Origin of the sequence: Catenuloplanes atrovinosus (assembly GCF_031458235.1) — a bacterium.
GTDB lineage: Bacteria > Actinomycetota > Actinomycetes > Mycobacteriales > Micromonosporaceae > Catenuloplanes > Catenuloplanes atrovinosus.
In genome coordinates this window covers 5,875,924-5,897,932 of record NZ_JAVDYB010000001.1, presented here as the reverse complement: position 1 = coordinate 5,897,932, position 22,009 = coordinate 5,875,924, and the positions used below count along the sequence as shown (strand labels likewise).

The window sequence follows — 22,009 nt, the reverse complement described above, 5'->3', positions numbered from 1 at the left end:
GAAGATCACCCGGCAGATCGGATCGTTTCGCGCGGCACCGTTCGTCATCGTCGACGACGGTCCCGAGTGTGGAAACTGTCTGCCCGGGCCCCGGGGCGCCTAGCGCCCCGGGGCCTTTTCGACGCGCGAAAGGCACCGAGTGACCCGCCCCGGCCACGTCCACGACGAGCACTACCCCGCCTACACCATCGGCACCGCAGCCGACCTGGTCGGCACCACCCCCGCCTTCCTCCGTGCACTCGGCGACGCCGGCCTGATCACCCCCCAGCGCTCCACCGGCGGCCACCGCCGCTACTCCCGCCACCAACTCGACCTGGCCGCCCGCGCCCGCGAACTCCTCGACGAGGGCATCCCCCTCACCGCCGCCTGCCGCATCGTCCGCCTCGAGGACGACCTCGCCGAGGCCCGCCGCCAACTCGCCGAACTCAGCCCTCCCATCCCACCCCCACGCAACCCACCCGACTAACCCGCACCCATCGCCCCTGGCGCCGTGCCGCCCCGTGCCGCCCTCGCCCCGTGCCGCCCTCGCCCCGTGCCGCCCTCGCCCCACCGGCCCCTGGCGCCGTGCCGACCCGCGCCGCTCTGGCGCCGCGCCGCGTGGTCGCCGCCGCGCCGCGCCCGTCCGCGTCGATCTAGGGCGGATTCCGGTGCTTTGATCTCTGATCACGGGAATCCGCCCTTGATCGACGAGTGCGGGCCAGAGCGGTGCGGCGCTACCACCCGCCCTTGCGCACTGCTAGCGCCGCGCCGCCCCGGCCACGTCGCTGGCGGGGCCGCGTCGCCCCGTCCGCGTCGCTAGCAGCGCCGCGTCGCCCTGTCGGCGTCGCTAGCAGCGCCGTGTCGCCCCGTCCGCGTCGCTAGCAGCGCCGCGTCGCCCTGTCGGCGTCGATCTAGGGCAGAATCCGGTGCCTTGATCTCCAATCGCGCGAATTCGGCCTAGATCCACGGATGCAGGACGAGCGGTGCTCGCGGTGTCGCGGTGCGTGCTGGCGGTGCAATCGGTACGGCAGGGGGTAGTTGCGGTTGGGGACGTGGTTATCGGGGCGGATTCCGTGAGTGCCTCGCTTTGTGAGGCTCAGGCACGTTATTCAGGCCGAATAACGTGCCTGAGCCTCACAAAGTCGTTACCGGCGATCATGCTTTCCGTCGATATGGTGAAATATCGGGCGCGGAGCGCCCGTGCGCGGGCCGGGCTGCACTTAGGTCCGCAGCGCCACGGCGGGCGCGACTACCCACGGGAACCCGCCGTGCCACGCGGGCCGGCCGACGGCGGGAACTCGCCGTGCCACGCGGGCCGACGACGGGAACTCGCTGTGCCACGCGGGCCGGCCGACGGCGGGAGCCGGCCGTGCCACGGGAGGCGGCCGACGGCGGGAGCCGCGTGGTGTTGTTCGGCCGTGTACCGCGCGGGCTCGCGTGCGGGGCGGAGCGTGAGCGGAGCGGGCGGGTTGATCCGGGCTGGCTGGGACGGTCCAGGGTGGGTGGGGTTCGGGTTTGGCGGGAGTGGTTACGGGGCCGGCAGGGAGGAGCGCCAGCGACGACCGGTGCCCGCGGGAGCATGCGGACACCGGCCACGCCGGAAGTGGGAAAAGAAGAAGGCTAGTGGTACGACCGCGTGCCCACTGTGATCAGTTGTTGGGTGGCGCGGGAGAGGGCGACGTAGAGCGTGCGGACGCCGGATTCGGAGTCGGTGCGGATGTCTTCGGGTTCGACGAGGACGACGCCGTCGTATTCCATGCCCTTGGCCTGGAGGCTGGTGACGACCTGGACGCGGTCGTCGGCCAGGTCGGCGACCCAGGCGGCCATCTCGGCGCGGCGGGGGACCGGGGTGATCACGCCGACCGTGCCCTCGACCTGCTTGAGGAGTTCGGTGACGGAGTCGTGGACGGTGCCGGGGAGTTCGTCGGGGTGGACGGTGCGCTCGATGGGGGACACGCCGGTGGAGCGGACGGCCGTGGGGAGCGGCTCGCCGGGGAAGGCGCGGCGGATGACGGCGGCGGCGACCTCGAAGATCTCGCGGGAGTTGCGGTAGTTGGTGCTGAGCGTGAACTCGTGCCGCTTCTTGGTGCCGAGTGCCTGGTCGCGGGCGCGGGCGAGTTCGGCGGGGTCGCCGGTCCAGGCGGCCTGGAGCGGGTCGCCGACGATGGTCCAGGAGGCGATCGAGGCGCGGCGGCCGAGCATGCGCCACTGCATCGGTGAGACGTCCTGTGCCTCGTCCACCACCACGTGGGCGTAGTCGCGGTAGTCCTCGGGGCGCTCGGTGGCGGCGGCGCGGGCGGCCTGCTGGCGGTCCGCGTACGTGCTGACCTCCTGCACGCCGCCGCCGGCGTAGAACGGGTTGCGGTTGCGCTGCTGCGGCTTGCGGGGCTGGCCGAGCAGCGCGTCCAGTTCGTCGAGGAGTGCCACGTCGGCGATGGTCGGGCCGTCCGAGGCGAGACTGGTGAACGCGTCGCGGAGCAGCTTGATCTCGGCGTTGGAGAGGATGCCGTGCGCGTAGCGCCGCAGCCGCTCCGGGTCGGCCAGCCACTCCAGCACGCGGATCGGCCGCAGCCGGGGCCACCAGTTGCGCAGGAAGTCGCGGAAGTCGTCGCGCTCGGACAGCTCGGCCTCGAAGTCGGGCCGGGCGGGCAGCGTGGGTACGCGCAGGCGCTGCGCCTGCGTCCAGAGCGCCTGGAAGATGTTGTCGAAGCCGGCCCGGCGGGACTCGTTGCGGCGCGCGCCCCGGGGCAGCGCCCGCTCGCGCGCGCGGTCGAGGTCCTCGGCGGAGAGCCGCAGCAGCGTGCCGCGGTAGAGCAGGCGCAGCTCGGTGGGGCCGTACGGGACCGCGTCGCGGGTGGCGCGCTCCAGCACGGTACGCATGCGCAGCGAGCCCTTGACGGCGGCGACCGCGGCCGGGTCGACGCGCACCGCGTTGATGCCGGGCACCAGCGAGCCGAGCGAGTGCAGCGTGGCGGAGTCCTCGCCGAGCGACGGCAGCACGGTGGCGATGTAGTTGACGAACACGCCGGACGGGCCGACCACCAGGATGCCGCCGCCGGCGAACCGGTTGCGGTCCGAGTAGAGCAGGTACGCCGCGCGGTGCAGCGCCACCGCGGTCTTGCCGGTGCCGGGACCGCCGGACACGATCGTCACGCCGGAGGCGGGCGCGCGGATCGCCTCGTCCTGCTCCTGCTGGATGGTGGCGACGATGTCCTTCATGCCGGTGCCGGTGGCGCGGCCCAGACTGGCCAGCAGCGCGCCGTCGCCGACCACGTGCATGTCGTCCGGCGCGGCCTCCGGGTCGAGCAGGTCGTCCTCGACGCCGGTGACCCGCTCGCCGGTGGACCGGATCATGCGCCGCCGGACGACGCCGCGCGGGTCCTTCGCCGTGGCCTGGTAGAACGCGGCCGCGGCGGGGGCGCGCCAGTCGATGACCAGCGTTTCCGAGGCCTCGCCGCGGATGCCGAGCCGGCCCACGTGGTAGACCTGGCCGGTCTTGAGGTCGAGTCGGCCGAAGACCAGGCCCTCGTGTTCGGTGTCCAGCGCCTGGCGCCGGCGGGCCGCGTGGAAGACCATCGCGTCCCGCTCGACGAGCGCGCCGAAGTTGCCGACCCGGGCGAGGCCGTAGCCCGCCTTCTCGGCCTTCGCCGCCTCCTGGCGGAGCTGCGCGAGGCGGGCGTAGACGACGTCCACGTGGCGCTGCTCGAGGGCGATCTCTTGTTGCAGGATATTGGCGTCGGTCACCGGGTGTCGTGCTCCTGAGCTTTGGGTGCGGCCATCGAACCTACCGCTCCGCGCCCGGGCGTGTCGACGTTTTCCGCTACCGGCCGGTAGCGGCGGTGATCACGCGGCCTGCGTGGCGCCGGGGGACACGTCCCGGGACGGCCGGCGGGAGTGGCGGCCGGGGGCGCGCAGCGGCGTCGCCATGGCCGCGCGGTTGGTGACGGCGGCGAGCGCGGTCGCGACCTCGGACGGCCGCTCCAGCATCAGCATGTGGCCGCCGCCGGGGCAGAGCGTCAGCTCGGTGCCGGGCAGCGCGTCCGCGATCGCCTCCGCGCACGCGGGCGGCGTCAGGCGGTCGTCGCTGCCGGCCAGCACCGCCGCGGGTACGTCACCCAGCGTGGAGAGCGTGTCCAGGCGCTGCTGCATGCCGATCGAGGTGCGGAAGCCGCCGATCGCGCGCAGCGAGCACCGGCCCACGCTGGAGAGCGTGAGTCGCAGGTCCGCGCCCTCGCAGCGGTCGCCGTAGAGCAGCCAGCGGATGGCCGGCCCGAGTACGGGCAGCACCGCGCGGTGCGGGCGCCAGGTGCCGCAGCGGGCCAGCACGCCCGCGCCGGTCGTCTCGGCCAGCCGGAACAGCGTGGCCAGCCGGTCGGGGAGGCCGTAGTGGGTGCGGGAGGTGCCCTCGGCGGACGTGGAGACCAGCACCAGGCCGGCGATGCGGGACGCGAAGTGCTCCGGGTGCCGGTGCGCGTACTCCATGATCGTCATGCCGCCCATGGAGTGGCCGCAGAGGATCACCCGGCCGGTGGGGGCCAGTTCGTCCAGCACCTCGCGCAGGTCGTCGCCGAGCCGGCCGAGCGTGGCGCGGTCCAGCGGCGTGGCGTCGGAGCGGCCGTGACCGCGCGCGTCGTAGGCGACGATCCGCGCCCGGGTGGTGAGCCGGCCGGCGAGCGCGCCGAGCGTGCGGTGCCAGCAGCGCACGTCCAGCGTCCAGCCGTGCAGCAGCACGATGGTCAGCGGTGCGTCCGGGTCTCCGCCGGTCTCGGCGTGCACCCGGACGCCGTCGGAAAGGGTTACCTCCGTGCCGGTGGGGAGGAGGGTCTGGCGCTGCGACATGGGCACCTCCGCGAATGATTCGCCGCGGCCCACCCTGTACCCGCGGGTAACAATCATCACGCCTCGGCGCGAGAATTTCCAGCGGGTGAACGCGCGAAGGGCCGGCACCGTGACGGTGCCGGCCCTTCGCGAAGAGCGGTGACTCAGCCCTCGAAGACGCCCGCGTCGACGAGCTTCTTCTCGGTGGTGGACCAGCCGTCCTGCGGGTGCGCCTCGCTCAGCGCGGCCAGCTCGGCGCGGATCTTCGCACCGTGACCGGCGGCGGCCAGCACCCGGATCTCCTCCACGAACGCGTCGGAGGAGGTGCTCATGTGCGTGGTCTTGCCGTTGGTCAGGTTCCGCACGTACGCGTGCTTGCCCTTGTTGAGCGGGATCAGGTACTTGTACTCGCCCAGCACGCTCAGGGCGGCACCCTGGCCCTGTCCAGCGCGGACTGATGCGCGCGCGGTCTTAGAGGTGTTGCTCGCCACGGAGGTACTCCTTGCCGACATTCACAGAAAGAGAGAAGGCGACCATAGTCGCCCGCGAAAAGCCTACACCAGGGCGGGCGTACGCAGAAAAGCGGCCGATCCGAGAACAGAGTTGCCGGATTCTCTGGCGCACCATCCGCCACAGACGGCATCATGAAACCCGGCCGACCGTGGAGATCGAGGTCGTAGGGGAAGACGCACCTCGTGTCTTCGGGAGGTCACCGTGCCAACGCGTGGCGTCATATACGTCCACTCGACCCCGCTCGCCGTGTGCCCGCACGTCGAGTGGGCGATCGCGCGCGTCCTCACCGCGCCGGTCAAGCTGCATTGGTCCGCGCAGCCCGTCGATCCCGGCGCCCGCCGGGCGGAGTCGGGGTGGAGCGGGCGGCCAGGCACCGGGGCGGAGCTGGCGGCTGCGCTCCGGCAGTGGCCCATGATCCGCTTCGAGATCACGGAGGAGCCCAGCCACGGAGTCGACGGCGAGCGCTTCATGTACGTGCCGGGTCGCGGGCTGTTCCGCGCGACCTGCGGTGCGGCCGGCGACATCCAGCTGGGTGAGGACCGCCTGCGGGCCATCATGTCCTCGGCCCGGGGTCCCGAGGCGCTGGCGCACGCGCTCGACAAGGCGATGGGCACGGCGTGGGACGCTGAGCTGGAGCCCTACCGGTACGCCGGCGACGGCGCGCCGAACATGGTGCTGACCCGGGTGGGTTGATGGACGCTCGGGGATGACCAGCCGGGTTGCTTGATTCCGGCACGCCTGGTCGAATGGCGCGCGTGCCGGACATACCCGATGGCGTTCACCGGTCGATCCGGTGGCGCTCCCTCGCCGTACCCCCGCTGCTCCTGTCGCTCGTCCTGACCGGGTGCGGCACCCAGCCCTCGGCGGGACCCGAGCCGGCCCCGCACGCCACCGCGCCGCTGAGCGTGCCCTCGTCCGCGCCGGACCCCGCCACGCAGGCCGCGGCGCTGGTCGCGAAGCTGAGCGACGAGGACCTGGTCGGCCAGGTGCTGATGCCGTACGCGTACGGCGCGTCCGCGACCGACGTCTCGGCCGGCTCCAAGGCGGGCAACCAGGAGCTGGCCGGTGTGGACACCCCGGCCCAGATGGTGGAGAAGTACCGGCTCGGCGGCGTGATCCTGGTCGGCTTCAGCGCGGACGACCCGACCGGCAAGAACCAGCCGACCACCAACGTCGACAACCCGGCGCAGGTGCGCGCACTGACCACGGGGCTCCAGGACGCGCAGGCCAGGCTGGCGGCCGGTGCCGCGCCGATGCTGATCGGCACGGACCAGGAGTACGGCGTGGTCACCCGCATCCGCAACGGCGTGAGCACGCTGCCCGGGGCCATGGCGTTCGGCGCCGCGGGCGACGTCGGCGTGACCGAGAAGGCGTGGGCCGTGGCCGGCGGCGAGCTGGCCGCGATGGGTGTCAACGTGGACTTCGCGCCGGTCGCCGACGTGCTCGGCGGCCCCGGCGGCCTGGTGATCGGCTCCCGGTCGTACGGTGACGACCCGAAGGCGGTCGCGGAGCAGGTCGCCGCCGCGGTGCGCGGTCTCCAGACGCACGGCGTCGCGGCCGCGCTGAAGCACTTCCCGGGCCACGGCCACACCACCGCGGACAGCCACGACACGCTGCCGGTGCTCACCCAGGACCGCAAGGCGCTGGACGCCGGCGACCTGCCGCCGTTCCGGGCCGGCATCGAGTCGGGCGCGCAACTGGTCATGTCCGGCCATCTGGACGTGCGGGCGATCGACCCGGGCGTGCCGGCCACGTTCTCCAAGAAGGTGCTCACCGACCTGCTGCGCGGCGAGCTCAAGTTCGAGGGCGTGGTGGTCAGCGACGCGCTCAACATGGAGCCGGCGATGGCGTGGCCGGCGGGCGAGGCCGCGGTGCGCGCGCTCAACGCCGGCAACGACCTGCTGCTGATGCCGCCGGACCTGCCCGCGGCGCGGGACGGCCTGCTGGCGGCGCTGCGCGACGGCTCGCTCAGCAGGGAGCGGCTGACCGAGGCGGTCACCCGCGTGCTCACGCTCCGGTTCACGCTGGCCCGCGCGGAGGCGCCGCCGATGTCCACGGTCGGCGCCACGTCCGGGGCCGAGCCGCTGGCGGACCTGGCCCGCCGGTCGGTCACGGTGCTGCGCGGCGGCTGCGACGGCGCGGCGGTCGCCGGCCCGGTCACGGTCACGGTGGCGGGCGACCGCGCCGCGGCGAAGAAGACGCTGGAGGACGCGCTGCGCGCGGCCGGCGTGGAGGTGGCGGCGAGCGGCGGGCGGACCACGGTGCACCTGGTCGGGTACGGCGACGGCGCCGCCGACCTGTCGCCGGGAGCCCAGGTCACGGTGGCGATGGACCTGCCGTACGTGCTGGCGTCCGCGTCGTCGCCGACGCTGCTGGCCACGTACTCGCCCGCGCCCGCGCAGCTCACCGCGCTCGCCGCCGTGCTCGCCGGCAAGGCCAAGCCGGAGGGCACCTCGCCGGTGGAGGTCGACGGTCTTTCACGTACCACCTGCTGAACGGTCGACCGGCTGCGGTAGGTTCCCAGGGTTTCCGGCCGACGCCGATCCGACCGATGAAGGGATGAGTGTGGTCGCGGAGTTGACGAGTCCGACGACAGCGACGCCGCGGAGTGAGCCCGGACCGAGCAGGTGGCAGCGCTGGCTGCCGCTGGTCGCGGGTGTCGCCGCGGTGGTGATCGCGCTGCTGGCGTCCCAGACTCCCGTCCTGGACATCGTGAAGTACGCCGTGTACGCGTTCGTGGCCGTCCTGGTCCCGGGCACGCTGGTCTACCGGTCGGTGCGCCGGAATCCGCACACGCTGCTCGAGGACCTGGCGATGGGTGCCGCGGTCGGCATCTGCCTGGAGCTGGCGGCCTGGGCGGTGGCCGCTGCCACCGGGGTGCGCCCGTGGCTGTGGCTGTGGCCGCTGCTGGTGATCGTGCCGTTCCTGGCAGTGCCTGCGCTGCGCCGGCACTGGCTGCCGCGCGACTACGCGGCAAGGGTGCCGCTCGGCTTCTCATGGACCGTGACCGGCGTGGTCGTGTTCTTCATGGCCTACCTGTCGGAGACGTTCCTGCGGCGCAACGTGCTGATCCCCACCTCCGACTCGAACATGCAGTACCTCGACCTCGCGTACCAGCTGTCGCTCGCCGGTGAGGCCAAGTACGGCTGGCCGATCCACGTGCCGCAGGTGGCCGAGGAGCCGCTGTACTACCACTGGTTCGCCTACGCGCACATGGCGTCGACCAGCCTGATCGGGCAGATCGACCTGAACACGGTGGCGTACCGGCTGACCATCCCGGCGCTGTGTGCGCTGGCCATGGTGCTGATCGCGGTGGCCGGCTGGCGGTTCAGCGGCCGCGCCTGGATCGGCGCCGGCGCGGCAGTGCTGTTCGGCGTGATCGGCGAGGTCAACTTCACCGACCCGGTCAGCATGCCGCTCGGTACGCAGATGGGCTTCGTGGTCTGGCACGGCATGTCGATGATCCACGGCTGGGCGCTGCTGATCGCCATGATGATCGTGCTCGCCGACGTGATCGACCGGCGCCCTGACCGCCCGATCCGGTCACTCGGACCCGGCGCCTGGGTGCTGGTCGTGGTGTTCATGCTGGTCTCCAGCGGTGCGAAGGCCAGCACCATCCCGGTGGTGGCGGTCGGCCTGCTGATCACGGCGGCCGGTTTGCTGATCGCCGAGCGGCGGATCCCATGGGCGGTGATCTGGTGCGGGCTGATCGCCGGCGGCGCGCAGTTGCTGGCCACCGCGGTGCTGTTCCACTTCCAGGCGTACGGCGTGACGGTCAAGTTCGCGGCCACGCTGACCCGGTACACCGGCGAGTACGGGCCGTACCCGGCCGCGCTGATGATGGTGCTGGTCTGGTTCGCCTGGATCATGAACCTGCACCTGCGGCAGGGCGGCATCGTGGCGCTGCTGTGGGTGCAGCGCGGGCGGCTCGATCCGACCCAGTGGTTCCTGTTCGGCGGCGCGCTGGCCGGAATCCTGACGTTCCTGATCATCGACCAGCCGAGCGACGGCAACCAGTACTTCGCGCGCACCGGCTACACGTACAGCGTGATCCTGTCGGTCTGGGGTTTCGCGCTGTTGCTGGACAGGGCGCAGTACAGCCGGCGGGCCAAGATCATGCTGGCGATCGCCACCGGCGTGTTCGCGGTGCTGCTCACCGTGATCAACTGGGTGTTCGCGGTGGCGCCGGCGCAGTTCCCGTGGGTGGTCCGGGTCCGGCCGATCATCGGCTACGGCCTGGTGCTGGCCGCGATCGCGGTGGTCGGCGCGGCGCTGTGGTGGTTGCTGGCGCGGCGATTCACCGCCATGCGGGGCAAGGGCTCGGTGGTGCTGCTCGCCGCCGCGCTGACGGTCGGTGCGCCGGGTCTCGTGATGGACATGAAGAAGGGCATGGATCGGCCGAACGGCGGCGGTTACTTCCTGACCGCGATGCCGGGCTACCGGATCGACGTGGCGCGCTGGGTGCGTGAGCACAGCGACCCGGAGGACGTGCTGGCCACCAACAACCACTGCCGCGCGCTGGTGTTCGAGGAGAAGCGGTGCGACCCGCGCTCGTTCTGGCTCAGCGCCTACTCGGAGCGGCCGGTGCTGGTCGAGGGCTGGGGCTTCGCGCCGCGCGCCGCGCCGCTGGGGTTCGTCGACTTCTGGGACCAGGACCTGCTGGCGCTCAATGACCAGGCCTTCGTCGCGCCGACCGAGGCGACCCTGCACGCACTCCGGGACGACCACGGCGTGCGCTGGCTGGTGCTGGACCGGCTGCCGAACGGCACGGACACGCCGGTGACCGCGCCGAGCGAGGCGCTGGCCCCGTGGGCGACGCTGCGCTACGACAACGGCAAGGCCGTGGTCTACGAGCTGCTGCCCCGGTAACGGGTTTTAGGGGGCGGCTCACCCGAGCCGCCCCCTCATGGTGGTGCCGACTTACGCGCGCGTGAAGACCAGCGCCACGTTGTGCCCGCCGAAGCCGAACGAGTTGTTCAGCGCGGCCGGGATCTCCAGCGGACGGGCCTTGTGGGCGGCCACGTCCAGGTCCAGCTTGTCGTCCGGGTCGTCCAGGTTGATCGTGGGCGGGACGATGCTGTCGCGGATCGCCAGGATGGTCGCGATCGACTCCAGCGCGCCGGCCGCGCCCAGCAGGTGCCCGGTCATCGACTTGGTGGCGGTGACCACCGGGTGCGTGCCGACCGCGGCCCGCAGCGCCGCGATCTCCGCGATGTCGCCGACCGGCGTGGACGTCGCGTGCGCGTTCACGTGCGCGATGTCGGCGCCGGTCAGGCCCGCGTCGCGCAGCGCCTTGCCGATCGCGCGGATCGCGCCCGCGCCCTCCGGGTGCGGCTGCACGATGTCGAAGCCGTCCGAGGTGATGCCCGCGCCGGCCAGCCGGGCGTAGACCCTTGCACCGCGCGCGGCCGCGTGGTCGGCCCGCTCCAGCACCACGACGCCCGCGCCCTCGCCGAGCACGAAGCCGTCGCGGCCCTTGTCCCACGGACGGGATGCGCGCTCCGGGTCGTCGTTGCGGGTGGACATCGCGCGCATCGACGCGAAGCCGGCCATCGGCAGCGGGTGGATCACGGCCTCGGTGCCGCCGGCCACCACCACGTCGGCACGCCCGGCCCGGATCAGGTCCAGGCCCAGCGCGATCGCCTCCGCGCCGGTGGCGCACGCGCTGGCCACGCAGTGGACGCCGGCCTGCGCGCCGAGCTCCAGGCCGACGAACGCGGCCGGGCCGTTCGGCATCAGCATGGGCACGGTGTGCGGCGACACCCGCCGCGCGCCCTTCTCTTCCAGGATGTCGTCCTGGTCGAGCAGCGTGGTGGCGCCGCCGATGCCGGAGCCGATGCTCACGCCGAGCCGCTCGAGGTCGAGCCCGGAGCCGGCCAGCCCCGAGTCGGCCCACGCCTGGCGCGCCGCGATGATCGCGATCGCCTCCGAGCGGTCCAGCTTGCGCAGCTTCGGCTTCTCGATGATCTCGGAGGGGTCGACGGCGAGCGACGCGGCTATCTGCACCGGCAGCTCGGCCGCCCAGTCCGGGGTCAGCTTGCTGACCCCGGAACGGCCGTTGAGCATGCCGTCCCAGGTGGACGCCACGTCCCCGCCGAGCGGGGACGTGGCGCCGAGCCCTGTGACGACGACGTCGACAGAGGTCACTTCTGGTTCGCCTCGATGTAGGAGACGGCGTCGCCCACGGTCTTGAGGTTCTGCATCTCCGTGTCCGGGATCTTCACGCCGAACTTGTCCTCGGCCGCCATGATCACCTCGACCATGGAGAGCGAGTCGACGTCGAGGTCGTCCGTGAAGGTCTTCTCCTCGGTCACGTCGGACTGCTCGACGCCGGCGAGCTCGTTCAGGATGTCGGCGAGGCCGGTGATGATCTCTTCGCGGGAAGCCATGTGCGTGGTGGTCCTTTCGGGTTGGGTCTTGCTACTCGTTCGCGGTTCCGGGAACGAGAACTCAGGGGCAGCGCACGACCTGGCCGGCGTACGTCAGGCCGCCGCCGAAGCCGAACAGCAGCACCGGCGCGCCGGACGGCACCTCGCGCCGCTCGACCAGCTTGGACAGCGCCAGCGGGATGCTGGCCGCGGACGTGTTGCCGGACTCGACCAGGTCCTTCGCGACGACCGCGTTCGGGATGCCGAGCCGCTTCACGATGCCGTCGATGATCCGGGTGTTGGCCTGGTGCGCGACGAACGCGGCGATCTCCTCCGGCGCGACGCCGGCCCGCTCGCAGGCCTGCTTCGCCACCGGCGCGATCGCGGTGGTGGCCCAGCGGAACACCGCCTGGCCCTCCTGCTTGATGTACGGCCGCCAGCCCTCGATCCGCAGCACGTCGCCCTTCTCCGGCGCGGAGCCCCAGAGCACCGGGCCGATGCCGGACGGCTCGCCCTCGGGCACGGCGCTGACCACGGCCGCGCCCGCGCCGTCGCCGAACAGCACGGCGGTGGTGCGGTCGGTCCAGTCGGTGATGTCGGAGAGCTTCTCCGCGCCGATGACCAGCGCGTGGCGGGACGTGCCGGCCTGGATCGCGTGGTCCGCGGTGGCCAGCGCGTACGAGAAGCCGGAGCAGGCCGCGTTCAGGTCGAACGCGCCGGGCGCGGCGATGCCGAGGCGGGCCGCGACCCGGGTGGCGACGGTCGGGCACCGGTCCTCGGCGGAGCAGGTGGCGACCACGACCAGGTCGATGTCGGCGGCGGTCAGCCCCGCGTTGGCCAGTGCCTTCTCCGCGGCGAACGTGGCCATGTCCGCGACCGACTCGCCGTCCGCGACGCGCCGCTCGGCGATGCCGACCCGGTCCCGGATCCACTCGTCGTTGGTGTCGATCGTCTGGGAGAGCTCGTCGTTGGTGACGACTCGGGACGGCTGATAGTGCCCGAGCGAGAGGATGCGGCTGCCTGCCATGTCAGTTCTGCCCTTCGGGACTCGTGGTGGCTCCGTGCCGGGCGATCAGATCGAGCGCCGCGGGCAGGTCGTCCGGCGTGTTCAGGGTGACGATCTCGGGAAGGCCGGGGCCCTTGAGTTCACGCTTGATCAGTCCGGCGAGCGTGCCGGCCGGGGCCAGCTCGATCACCGCGGTGACGCCGCGCTCGGCCAGCGTGCGCATCACCAGGTCCCAGCGGACCGGCGCGGTGACCTGCCGGACCAGGCGGGACAGCAGCTCGGTGCCGTCCGCGACGGCGGCGCCGTCCAGGTCGGACAGCATGATCCGGACCGGGTCGGCGGTGGCCACGCCCGCGGCGACGGCGCCCAGCGCGGTCTCGGCGGGCGCCATGTACGGCGTGTGGAACGCGCCGGCCACGGCCAGCGGGATCACCCGTACGCCGCCGGGGCGGTCGGCCGCGAACGTGTCCAGTGCGTCCTTGGCGCCGGCGGCCACGATCTGCCCGGCGCCGTTGCGGTTGGCGGCGTGCAGCCCGTACGACTCGATGGCGGCCACCACCTCGTCCGGCTCGCCGCCCAGCACCGCGGCCATGCTCGTCGGCTCCAGCGCGCACGCCGCGGCCATCTCCCGGCCGCGCACGCCGGCCAGCGTGACGGCGGCCTCCGGGGTGAGCACGCCGGCGATCGCGGCGGCGGCCAGCTCGCCCACGCTGTGCCCGGCGACCACGGTCGCGTCGGTCAGCGGGAGTCGCTCCGCGGCCAGCAGCGCGGCCGCGACCAGCAGCGGCTGGGTGCGCGCGGTGTCCTTGATCTCCTCGGCGTCCGCCTCGGTGCCGAGGTGCACCAGGTCGACGCCGGCCAGCTCGGACCACGCGCGGAGGCGGGCCTCGGCGTCGGGGAGCTGGAGCCACGGCGTGAGGAAGCCGGGCTTCTGGGATCCTTGCCCTGGGGAGAGAACGGCTAGCACGGTTGACACTCTGCGGGATGCCGGCGCCGTCTATCGCTGCTGACAGGCACCAAACCACACTAACGGTTTTGTGAGATACCTACAAAGCTACGGCTGGCGGGGCATGGCGCGTGACGGAGGCAACACCGCGTTCGGCGGATCGAGGCGGCCGATGGTGAGCGCGATCCGCAACGCGAACGCGTCCCGCGGGTTCAGCGGCGAGAAGGTGGTCACCTCCGCGATCCGCTTCAACCGGTAGCGGACCGTGTTCGGGTGCACGAAGAGGCCGCGCGCCGCGCTCTCCAGCACGCCACCGGCCGCGAAGAACGCGTCCAGCGTCTCCATCAGCTCGCCGCCGGCCCGGGTGAGCGCGCCGTAGACCGAGTCCCGCAGCGTGCGCCGCGCCTCCGCGTCGCCGGCCAGCGCCCGCTCCGGCAGCAGGTCGTCCGCCGCGACCGGGCGCGGTGCCGACGGCCACGCCACCGCGCTGCGGTAGCCGGTCAGCGCCGCGCGCGCGGACTCGGTGGCCGCGTCCAGGCTCGGCACGGTCGGGCCGACCACCACCGGGCCCTCGCCGAACCCCTCCAGCAGCCGCTGCACGGTCACCACCGGGTCCGGCGCGCCGCCGATCACCAGCACCAGCCGGTCGCCGTGCCCGCCGCCGACCAGCTCCACGCCCAGCCGCCGCGCCGAGCGGTAGAACCCGTGCAGCACCGCGGCCAGCTCGCCGCCGGGGGAGCGGCCCACCGCGACCGCCACCGGCGCCGCGTCCGCCCAGCCCAGCGCCGCCGCCCGGCTGGCCAGCACGTCCGAGGAGTCGCCGCGCAGCAGCGCGTCCACCAGCATCGCCTGCAGCCGGGCGTCCCAGGTGCCGCGCGACTCGGCGGCCCGCGCGTAGACCCGCGCGGCCGCGAACGCGATCTCCCGGGAGAACTTGAGCATCGCCTCCCGCAGCGCGACCTCCTCGCCCGGCGCGGCCAGCTCCGGCACCTGCTCCTCGGCCACGTCGATGGTCACCTTGACCAGCGCGACCGTGTGCTGCAACGAGATCGCCCGGGCCAGCGCGCGGGGCGCGGTCGCGAAGACCTCGTCGGAGACCTCCTGCGTGTTGCCGCCGGCGCGCAGCCACTCCACCAGCGACCGGACGCCCGCCTGTGCGACGAGCATCACCCACGACCGCTGGTCGGCCGGCAACTCCCGGAACCACGGCAGCGTCTCGTCCATCCGGGCGATCGCGGCGGTGGCCAGGCCGCCCGCGCTCCGCTCGATGCGCCGTACCGTGGCGGCCAGCTCGCCGCCCTCCGGCTCGCCGGCCCTGGTGCCGCCCGTCGCCGTACCGTCCGCCGCATTCGCCACCGGCCAAGCCTGCCACGACGCTCCCGGCGCCCCGCGCGGCGCGTCCCGGATGACCATGTATTACCTGATCAAGGCATGGACGCGAGTGATGTTCACCGCAGCGTGTGAGGCCCCCACGGCGCCTGAAACCGCTTACTCTCGACGGGTGCGACCGCGGGGGCGCGCATGGTCGACCGCGCGCACCGCACGGAACGGGTTCAGCAAGGAGGAGCACATGGCGGAGGAAGGTCCAGCGGACTTCCCCGAGCCGGACGACAACGGATGCGGTGGCCGGGTGGTTCCCCGCCAGCACCGCTCCCACGCTTCTCCGGAGGACGTCACGGAGCTGCCGCTGCCCGGCTCCGGCAACCCGGGCGGCTGCCAGACCCGCCTCAACGGCTGGGCCGGCGCGCACCTGCACGGCGCGGTCCGCCCCCGCCGCCGCAAGATCGGCCGAGGCCGCCCGCCGCGCCGCTGGTGCTGATTCGCCCGCGTACGGACGGGATTCGCTCTACGTTCGGTGAGGTGGACGAGAAGCAGCGGGTGATCCTGCGGCAGGCCATGGCACTCGCGGACGAAGCCGGCCTGGACGCGGTCTCGATGCGTGCCGTCGGACGCCGGGTCGGACTCAGCTCGATGGCGCTCTACCCGTATGTGGGGAACAAGGAGGCGCTGCTCGACGGCCTGGTGCGGCAGTTGCTGGAGGAACTGCACGACTCGTCGGAGTCGGACGGCGACTGGCGGGACCGGCTGCGCGCGATCGCCCGTGCGGCGCGCGACCTGGCGCACGCGCATCCCGGTGCGTACCCGCTGCTGGTAGCGCGTCCGGCGGCGGAGGCGGGCGACGACGCGGACCGGGTGCAGGAACGCATCCGCGACGCGCTGCGCGACGCCGGCGTGGCCCGCGCGGAGGTGCTGCGGTTGCAGCGGATGCTGTCGACGTTCGCGCTCGGCTACGGCGCCTCGGAGGTGACCGGGCGATTCACGGCCGGCTCCGCGGAGGAGCGCGACGCGGAGTTCGAGGCGGACCTGGAGGACCTGCTGGGCCTCGTCGAACGGACCGCGGAGCGACGGTCCGGCTGATCCGCTTTCGGCCAGGGGCGGCCTGGGCCCCGCCCCCGCTGTGCGCACTAGTGACGGTCGGTCGGAATGCCGTCCTCGGCGACGGCGGTGATGAACGCGCTCCAGGCGGGCGCCGACACGGCAAGCCGGTCACCCTGTGGTGCCTCGGAGTCGCGCACGTACGCGGCCGATGGCGTCGTCGCCACCTCCACGCATGCGCTGGAACCGCAGGCGCGGTGCCACCGCAGCTGCAGATCGGTCTGCATGGGTGCTCCCTCCCTGTGCCTCGTCCTCCACCATAGGCATATGAGCGCACAGTAGGGAACCAGTGTCACGGGGTAGGCACCGGTGGCGTCCGTTGTATACCAGTCAGTCCCGGTTCATTCATCCTTTCCAAGGGGGTGCGACCGTCTGCACGCCCGCACCCTCTTGATCGGTCGTCACTTAGTGCTGATCTGGCCGCTCTTGATGTCGGAGATGAAGGAGCCCCAGGCCGCGTTGGAGAAGGCCAGGATCGGGCTCTGGATCTCCTTGGCGTCCCGCATGTATCGGCGCGCGTCGTCCGAAGCGATCTCGACACAGGCGCCGTTCCCGCAGTACGAGCTACGCTGCCAGCCTGCGAGGGTGTTGTGCGATGTCACTGGTTGTGCCTTTCTAGGGCCCCGGACTGCCCGGAGCTGTTCCGATGATCTATCTGCCTGACCCGGCGGAGGCGGCGGCGGCTTTCTCCGCGGCCTCCTGAATCATCTGGATGGAGGTCGCCTCGTCATGGGCGCCGGCCCAGAGATTCTCGAAAACCGTCAGATGTCTGCTGACGGCTGCCTGGTCCTCCACGAGTTCGTCGAGAAGGTTGCTCTCGCGATACATCACGGCGTCGTCGACGCCGTTGTCCCCGTCCTCGAGGGCGGAGTCGCCGCCACCGAGGCCGTAGATCTCAAAGGTGCCCAGCAGCGGCAGCGCGACGGCGGCGGTGAAGGGGATGATGCGCACCGTCACCCGCCCCTGCCCGGCCAGGGCATGCAGGTCGAACAGTTGCTTCGACAGCAGGCCGAAGTCACCCAGCGTGCGCTGGAGCACGGACTCGTCCAGCAGCAACCGGACGTCCGGCGCGTCGCGCCGGCCCAGGAACGCCTGGCGGCGCCGCTGACGTGCCTCCAGGCGCGCGGCGGTGAGCTCGGTGTCCACGTCGCCGAAGTGGGCCCGGAGGATGGCCCGCGCGTAGTCCGGCACCTGGAGCGGACCGGGGATGATCATCGGGAAGAAGTAGCGGATGCTCCGCGCCTCGGTCTCGAACTGGATGAGGCGGCGCAGCGCGGGCGGCACGTGCTCGCGGTAGCGCGGCTCGTCCCACCACTCGCGCTTGCGCGCGTCGCGCGCGGACTGCACGAGCCGCGCGACCTCTTCGCGGTCGGTGACGCCGAGGTACGTCAACAGCGAGCGTGTGTCGTTGACCGAGACGGTGACCTCGCCGCTCTCGATGCGCATGACCTTGGAGATGGACCACTCCATCTCCTCGGCGACCTGGTGCTGGGTGTAGCCCATCTCCTCGCGGGCGCGCCGCAGCGCGAGCCTCAGCCGACGTCGCGCGACGGCCGGCGATTCGCCCGGAGGCGTGGTCATGACGTCCAGATCCCCTATGTAGGAAGGTCACCCGCTGCAGAAAGCGATCTGCGAGGTCGCACTATGCGATCCATCTTACGGGGTTGACAACCGCCGGTGTGGCCGACTCGCCGTTGTGCTGGCGACCGGCTGATATTGCGACCGTCGATGCGTCGCTGTTCTGGGAGTCAGTAGCGGTGGGCTCGCGAAGATGACCTTGGCCGGACACTACGAAGGCACCCGGTTGCCGCCAGGTGCCTTCGTCCGCTCTCTTGCCGGCGACTCGGGAGGCCGTGCGCTGACCCGCCGAAATGCCGTTGTAAGTACCGATCTGCAGTGCCGCTCCAACCGTGAAAATAAGTCTGGCACGCCTCCGGGCATAAAGCCAGACCCCATTCTGCAAGGTCGCAGATCGCGGTCTGGCGGAGTGGATCTTCGATCTCCACCCCTCGGGGATCGGTGTCCTCTCGGACGGGGAGGGCGGCGGGGAAAGGTCCGTCCCGAGGAGGAGACGGGGTTCCGCTGCGCGGGCGACGACCCGGGGGCCGGGGGCCGCCCAGGATGGACGCATGTCGAAACCATGGCGTAACAGAGGACTGTGGAACCGGGCCGGGGCGGCCGTGGCCGCGATCGTGCTGGCCGGGACCGCGGCACTGACCCACACGGGGGTGGCGTTCGCCGCGCCGGGCAACGCGTTGAAGGGCGAGATCCAGCCACTGCTGGACGCGATCACCGCGTCCGGTGTGCCGGGGTCGTACGCGCAGGTCCGCCGGGACGGCAAGACGTTCACCGGCGCGTCCGGCGTGGCGTTCGTGGAGAGCGGCGCGCCGGCGCGGGCGGACTCGCGGCACCGGATCGGCAGCGTCACCAAGACGTTCGTCGCCACCACGGTGCTGCAACTGGTCGGCGAGCGCCGGCTGTCGCTGGACACCAGCGTGGATCAGCTGCTGCCGCGCTTCGGCCTGGACCCGGCGATCACGGTGCGCATGCTGCTCAACCACACCAGCGGCATCGGCAACTACACGCTGGGGCTGGACTCGCTCGAGGCGGTGGAGGAGTGGCAGACCCGCACCTTCGCGCCGGACGAGCTCGTCCGGCTCGGGCTGACGTTCCCGGAGACGGGCGCGCCGGGCGAGTTGTTGTCGTACTCGAACACCAACTACATCCTGGCCGGACTGATCATCGAGAAGGTGACCGGCAACGAGGTGGAGAAGGAGGTCAACCGGCGGATCATCAAGCCGCTGGGGCTGCGGACCACCTACTTCCCGGGCGCCGACCCGCGAATCCGCGGACCGCACGCGGGCGCGTACGTGCCGTGGCCGGACGCCGAGACCGGCGAGGTGACGCTGCGGGACTTCAGCGTCTACAACATGACCTGGGCGTGGACGGCCGGCGAGATGATCTCCACCATGCCCGACCTGAACACGTTCTACCGCGCGCTGATCACCGGCAAGCTGCTCAAGCCGGCGCAGCAGGCGGCGATGCTGGAGACGGTGCCGTGGTACCCGGAGATGCCCGAGGCGCTGCGGTACGGCCTCGGCATCTACGCGCTGCAGCTGCCGTGCGGCACCTTCTGGGGCCACGACGGCGGCGTGATCGGCCAGATCACGCAGGTGCTCACCTCGACCGACGGGCGCACCCAGCTCGCCTGGGGCGGTAACTACGGCATCAACTTCGCGTCCACGCCGGAGATGATCACGGCGCTCAACAACCTGATCGTCGGGTCGCTGTGCGGGCCGGAGGCCGTGGCCGGCGCCGACCAGCGTCGGGCGGCCGGTGCCACGAACGTCCCGCTCCTGCCGAGCGCGGTGCGGGTCGGCGACTGAATTCACCGGGGGGTACGGGTGAGCGTCTCGGCCGTCGCGGCCGGGGCGCTCATCCGCGTACCCGCTGATGCTCGTGATCGTGCCGCGTAGCGGCCGGGTGTGACGCCCAGGACGCGGGTGAAGTGCCGGTTGAGGTGCGGCTGGTCGTGGAAGCCGGCCGCGGTCGCGACCTCCGCGGGCGGCATGCCGGCCAGCAGCATGCGGCGCGCCGCGTCCACCCGGCGGCCGGTCAGGTAGCGGTGCGGCGGCAGGCCGAACGCCCGGGTGAACGCGCGGACCAGGTGGCTCGGGTGGGCGTGCAGCTCGGCGGCGGCGTCGCGCAGCGTCAGGCCGGTGACGGTGTCCCGGTCCAGCAGGTCGCGCAGGTCGCCGGCCAGGCCGCGGGCCGCCGGCGGCCCGTCCGGGACGTGCGGAAGCAGGTGGCCGCGCAGCCGGTCGCGGATCAGCGTCAGCCGGCTCTCCGCCTCCAGCGCGTCACCGGGGCTGACCAGCGACGCGTGCAACTGGTGGACGCGGTGGCGGAGCGGCGCGTCGTCCAGGCCGGGGCGGTCCACGGCGGCGCCGATCAGGTCCTCGCCCAGCACGCCCGGGTCGAGGTAGAGCACCCGCTTGCGGAAGCCGTGCGTGGTGGCGGCGCGGCCGTCGTGCGGCACGTGCGGCGGCAGCAGCGTCACCATCGCGCCGCCGGTGCCGTGATGGTGCTGCTCCAGGTCGTACGCGATCGCGCCGTCGTCGACGATCAGCAGCGTCCAGGCGTCGTGGGTGTGCGCGGGGTACGCGTGGGCGACGAACCGGGCGTGGAAGACCTCGCGCACGCCCGGCACGGTCGGCCGCCAGGCGGTGACCAGCTCACGCATGGTGAGAAACGTACAAGACCACCGCCTCGGCCCGGCACGAGACTGTGCCCATGAGTACGGTCCGGTTCGACACCAAGATTGCTGTTCTGCTCCGCGACGACCTGCTGACCTGGCAGCGGCTGAACGTCACCGCCTTCCTGATCAGCGGGCTCGCCGGCACGCGGCCGTCGCTGCTCGGCGAGCCCTACGCGGACGCCGACGGCACCGCCTACCTACCGATGTTCGGGCAGCCGGTGCTGGTCTTCGCGGGGGACGCCGCGCTGCTCACCGCCGCGCACGGGCGGGCACTGTCCCGCGGCGTACCCATGACGATCTTCACGGAGGAGCTGTTCACCACCGGGCACGACGCGGCGAACCGGGAGGCGGTGGCCGGGGTCAAGCGCGACGACCTGAACCTGGTCGGCATCGGCCTGCACGCGCCGAAGAACGCGGTCGACAAGATCCTCAAGGGCGCGTCACTGCACGGGTAACAGGTCGGCGGGCGCGCCCGGCGTCCAGTCGGCGGGGATCACCGCCAGCGCGTCCGCGGTCCCGGCGGAGAGCAGGCTGGCCGGCCGCGCGCCCTGGATCGCGGTGGCGTGGCCGCCGGTCAGGTGCACCGGGACGAGCCGGGTGCCGCCGTCGTACGGGTGGACCTTCCCGGCCACCGGCAGCCGCAGCGGCGCGGGCCGGGTGCGGCCCTGGAGCGCGTCGAGCAGCGGGCGGAGCAGCGTGACGGCGCCGACCAGCGCGGCGTACGGGTTGCCGGGCAGCCCCACCACCCACTGGCCGGTGCCGAGCCGGGCCAGTGCCTGCGGGTGACCGGGCCGGCAGGCCACCCCGTCGACGTGCCAGCGCGCGCCGGCCCGGGTGAGCACGCCGTGGAGATGGTCCGCGCGGCCGACCGAGGACGAGCCGGTCACCACCGCAACGTCCCAGTCCGTGCCGGTCAGTGACTCCGCCAGCAGCTCGGCCCGGTCCGGCACGTGCGCGGCCCCGGCCAGCGTGGCGCCGGTGCCCGCGAGCAGCGCGGTGAGCAGCGGGGTCAGCGCGTCGCGCACCTGCCCGGGGGCGGGGACGCCGGAGCCGATCACCTCGTCGCCGGTGGCGATCAGGCGTACCCGCGGGCTCCGGCGGACCGTCAGCTCGTCCAGGCCGGCGTGTGCGGCCAGGCCGGTCAGCGTGGCCGTCACGCGGGCGCCGGCCGGCGCGAGCAACCGGCCGGGCGTGAGGTCCTCGCCGGTGTACCGGATGTGGGTGCGGCCGGGCCCGGTCTCGGACGGGCGGACCGTGTCGCCCTCCACCAGGCAGAGCTCGATCGGCAGCACCGCGCCCGCGCCGGGTGGGACGGGCGCGCCGGTGGCGATCTCGACGGCGGTGCCCGGCGCCATCGCGGTCACGTCCGTGGCCGGATGGCCGGCCAGGACCCGGCCGGTGATCCGCCACGGCGCAGGGCCGGCGATCGCGTACCCGTCCATGGCGGCGGTGTCCGTGCCGGGCAGCAGCGCGGCGGAGACGGCCGGCTCGGCCAGCGTGCGGCCGTGCGCGCGGTCCAGCGGCACCCGCTCCGCGGGAAGCGGTACGGGCAGCGTGGCGGCCAGCCGGTGGGCGCGGTGCCAGGGCAGGTCGGCCGGCACGCCCGGCGCCGTGGTGTGGGGGTGGGCGTCGGTGCCCGGCGACGTCGGCACGGCGTGACCTCGGATCCGCTCGAACTGCCTGGT

20 protein-coding genes and 1 pseudogene are annotated in these 22,009 nt (G+C 72.8%); 8 read left to right on the top strand and 13 right to left on the bottom strand.

Annotated elements, in window-relative coordinates; genetic code table 11:
* Window positions 1-139 precede the first annotated feature (139 nt).
* On the top strand, window positions 140-466 hold the full coding sequence (locus J2S41_RS26070) for a MerR family transcriptional regulator (RefSeq protein WP_310371381.1): 327 nt from the start codon (window positions 140-142) through the stop codon (window positions 464-466).
* A gap of 1,133 nt (window positions 467-1,599) precedes the next feature.
* Here J2S41_RS26070 and J2S41_RS26065 read toward each other — a convergent pair.
* From J2S41_RS26065 to J2S41_RS26055, 3 genes are all read right to left on the bottom strand, one after another.
* Entirely contained in the window at window positions 1,600-3,723 is a 2,124-nt protein-coding gene (locus J2S41_RS26065) for a HelD family protein (protein WP_310371378.1), read from the bottom strand.
* Window positions 3,724-3,822: 99 nt separating this feature from the next.
* The gene (locus tag J2S41_RS26060) at window positions 3,823-4,818 is read right to left on the bottom strand and encodes an alpha/beta fold hydrolase (RefSeq protein ID WP_310371376.1); all 996 of its coding nucleotides are present in this window, start codon (window positions 4,816-4,818) and stop codon (window positions 3,823-3,825) included.
* A 143-nt stretch (window positions 4,819-4,961) separates the two neighbouring features.
* The gene (locus J2S41_RS26055; RefSeq protein WP_310371374.1) at window positions 4,962-5,288 is read right to left on the bottom strand and encodes a hypothetical protein; all 327 of its coding nucleotides are present in this window, start codon (window positions 5,286-5,288) and stop codon (window positions 4,962-4,964) included.
* Window positions 5,289-5,511: 223 nt separating this feature from the next.
* On the opposite strand from J2S41_RS26055, the gene J2S41_RS26050 reads away from it, so the two are divergent.
* The 3 genes from J2S41_RS26050 to J2S41_RS26040 all read left to right on the top strand — a co-directional run bounded on the left by J2S41_RS26050 (window position 5,512) and on the right by J2S41_RS26040 (window position 10,179).
* Window positions 5,512-6,003: a DUF3145 domain-containing protein gene (locus J2S41_RS26050; protein ID WP_310371373.1), complete on the top strand. Its 492-nt coding sequence runs from the start codon at window positions 5,512-5,514 to the stop codon at window positions 6,001-6,003.
* A 71-nt stretch (window positions 6,004-6,074) separates the two neighbouring features.
* Window positions 6,075-7,805 (top strand): glycoside hydrolase family 3 protein, encoded by a 1,731-nt coding sequence (locus J2S41_RS26045; protein WP_310376543.1) that lies wholly within the window; start codon window positions 6,075-6,077, stop codon window positions 7,803-7,805.
* 82 nt (window positions 7,806-7,887) lie between these two features.
* Window positions 7,888-10,179 (top strand): DUF2339 domain-containing protein, encoded by a 2,292-nt coding sequence (locus tag J2S41_RS26040; protein ID WP_310371371.1) that lies wholly within the window; start codon window positions 7,888-7,890, stop codon window positions 10,177-10,179.
* A gap of 51 nt (window positions 10,180-10,230) precedes the next feature.
* On the opposite strand, the gene fabF is transcribed toward J2S41_RS26040, so the two are convergent.
* The 5 genes and pseudogenes from fabF to J2S41_RS26015 form a co-directional block, all read right to left on the bottom strand.
* Window positions 10,231-11,457: a beta-ketoacyl-ACP synthase II gene (fabF, locus tag J2S41_RS26035; RefSeq protein WP_310371369.1), complete on the bottom strand. Its 1,227-nt coding sequence runs from the start codon at window positions 11,455-11,457 to the stop codon at window positions 10,231-10,233.
* Window positions 11,454-11,699 (bottom strand): acyl carrier protein, encoded by a 246-nt coding sequence (locus J2S41_RS26030; RefSeq protein ID WP_310371367.1) that lies wholly within the window; start codon window positions 11,697-11,699, stop codon window positions 11,454-11,456. The genes fabF and J2S41_RS26030 overlap by 4 nt, the downstream gene beginning before the upstream one ends.
* A gap of 61 nt (window positions 11,700-11,760) precedes the next feature.
* Window positions 11,761-12,705, bottom strand: coding sequence for a beta-ketoacyl-ACP synthase III (locus J2S41_RS26025; RefSeq protein ID WP_310371365.1), 945 nt, complete (start codon window positions 12,703-12,705; stop codon window positions 11,761-11,763).
* Between the two features lie 13 nt (window positions 12,706-12,718).
* Window positions 12,719-13,651: pseudogene (locus tag J2S41_RS26020) on the bottom strand (ACP S-malonyltransferase); the annotation flags it as partial.
* Window positions 13,652-13,738: 87 nt separating this feature from the next.
* Window positions 13,739-15,043 carry a PucR family transcriptional regulator gene (locus J2S41_RS26015; protein ID WP_374728165.1) on the bottom strand — a complete coding sequence of 435 codons (1,305 nt, stop codon included), beginning with the start codon at window positions 15,041-15,043 and terminating at the stop codon, window positions 13,739-13,741.
* Between the two features lie 157 nt (window positions 15,044-15,200).
* Between J2S41_RS26015 and J2S41_RS26010 the strand changes: the two genes are divergently transcribed.
* Both J2S41_RS26010 and J2S41_RS26005 read left to right on the top strand, forming a co-directional pair.
* Window positions 15,201-15,449, top strand: coding sequence for a hypothetical protein (locus J2S41_RS26010; protein ID WP_310371361.1), 249 nt, complete (start codon window positions 15,201-15,203; stop codon window positions 15,447-15,449).
* Window positions 15,450-15,490: 41 nt separating this feature from the next.
* The gene (locus J2S41_RS26005; protein ID WP_310371359.1) at window positions 15,491-16,048 is read left to right on the top strand and encodes a TetR/AcrR family transcriptional regulator; all 558 of its coding nucleotides are present in this window, start codon (window positions 15,491-15,493) and stop codon (window positions 16,046-16,048) included.
* Between the two features lie 47 nt (window positions 16,049-16,095).
* On the opposite strand, the gene J2S41_RS26000 is transcribed toward J2S41_RS26005, so the two are convergent.
* The 3 genes from J2S41_RS26000 to J2S41_RS25990 all read right to left on the bottom strand — a co-directional run bounded on the left by J2S41_RS26000 (window position 16,096) and on the right by J2S41_RS25990 (window position 17,647).
* Entirely contained in the window at window positions 16,096-16,293 is a 198-nt protein-coding gene (locus tag J2S41_RS26000) for a DUF397 domain-containing protein (protein WP_310371357.1), read from the bottom strand.
* Between the two features lie 174 nt (window positions 16,294-16,467).
* Complete coding sequence (locus J2S41_RS25995) at window positions 16,468-16,668, bottom strand: DUF397 domain-containing protein (protein ID WP_310371356.1); 201 nt, start codon at window positions 16,666-16,668, stop codon at window positions 16,468-16,470.
* Between the two features lie 49 nt (window positions 16,669-16,717).
* On the bottom strand, window positions 16,718-17,647 hold the full coding sequence (locus tag J2S41_RS25990) for a helix-turn-helix domain-containing protein (RefSeq protein WP_310371354.1): 930 nt from the start codon (window positions 17,645-17,647) through the stop codon (window positions 16,718-16,720).
* 548 nt (window positions 17,648-18,195) lie between these two features.
* Between J2S41_RS25990 and J2S41_RS25985 the strand changes: the two genes are divergently transcribed.
* Window positions 18,196-19,452: a serine hydrolase domain-containing protein gene (locus tag J2S41_RS25985; RefSeq protein WP_310371352.1), complete on the top strand. Its 1,257-nt coding sequence runs from the start codon at window positions 18,196-18,198 to the stop codon at window positions 19,450-19,452.
* Between the two features lie 2 nt (window positions 19,453-19,454).
* Here J2S41_RS25985 and J2S41_RS25980 read toward each other — a convergent pair whose 3' ends face one another.
* Window positions 19,455-20,309 (bottom strand): helix-turn-helix transcriptional regulator, encoded by an 855-nt coding sequence (locus tag J2S41_RS25980; RefSeq protein ID WP_310371350.1) that lies wholly within the window; start codon window positions 20,307-20,309, stop codon window positions 19,455-19,457.
* Window positions 20,310-20,359: 50 nt separating this feature from the next.
* Between J2S41_RS25980 and J2S41_RS25975 the strand changes: the two genes are divergently transcribed.
* Window positions 20,360-20,779, top strand: a complete 420-nt coding sequence (locus J2S41_RS25975) for a DUF2000 family protein (RefSeq protein ID WP_310371348.1) — start codon at window positions 20,360-20,362, stop codon at window positions 20,777-20,779.
* Here J2S41_RS25975 and J2S41_RS25970 read toward each other — a convergent pair.
* On the bottom strand, window positions 20,765-21,976 hold the full coding sequence (locus J2S41_RS25970; protein WP_310371346.1) for a molybdopterin molybdotransferase MoeA: 1,212 nt from the start codon (window positions 21,974-21,976) through the stop codon (window positions 20,765-20,767). The genes J2S41_RS25975 and J2S41_RS25970 overlap by 15 nt on opposite strands.
* Window positions 21,977-22,009 lie beyond the last annotated feature (33 nt).

What these genes read in the sequence shown, in the direction of transcription:
- J2S41_RS26000 (WP_310371357.1), bottom strand. Translation starts at nt 16,293, where the DNA reads ATGCAGACCGATCTGCAGCTGCGGTGGCACCGCGCCTGCGGTTCCAGC.
- J2S41_RS25990 (WP_310371354.1), bottom strand. Translation starts at nt 17,647, where the DNA reads ATGACCACGCCTCCGGGCGAATCGCCGGCCGTCGCGCGACGTCGGCTG.
- J2S41_RS25985 (WP_310371352.1), top strand. Translation starts at nt 18,196, where the DNA reads ATGTCGAAACCATGGCGTAACAGAGGACTGTGGAACCGGGCCGGGGCG.
- J2S41_RS26015 (WP_374728165.1), bottom strand. Translation starts at nt 15,043, where the DNA reads ATGGTCATCCGGGACGCGCCGCGCGGGGCGCCGGGAGCGTCGTGGCAG.
- J2S41_RS25975 (WP_310371348.1), top strand. Translation starts at nt 20,360, where the DNA reads ATGAGTACGGTCCGGTTCGACACCAAGATTGCTGTTCTGCTCCGCGAC.
- J2S41_RS26025 (WP_310371365.1), bottom strand. Translation starts at nt 12,705, where the DNA reads ATGGCAGGCAGCCGCATCCTCTCGCTCGGGCACTATCAGCCGTCCCGA.
- J2S41_RS26030 (WP_310371367.1), bottom strand. Translation starts at nt 11,699, where the DNA reads ATGGCTTCCCGCGAAGAGATCATCACCGGCCTCGCCGACATCCTGAAC.
- J2S41_RS25980 (WP_310371350.1), bottom strand. Translation starts at nt 20,309, where the DNA reads ATGCGTGAGCTGGTCACCGCCTGGCGGCCGACCGTGCCGGGCGTGCGC.
- J2S41_RS26060 (WP_310371376.1), bottom strand. Translation starts at nt 4,818, where the DNA reads ATGTCGCAGCGCCAGACCCTCCTCCCCACCGGCACGGAGGTAACCCTT.
- J2S41_RS26010 (WP_310371361.1), top strand. Translation starts at nt 15,201, where the DNA reads ATGGCGGAGGAAGGTCCAGCGGACTTCCCCGAGCCGGACGACAACGGA.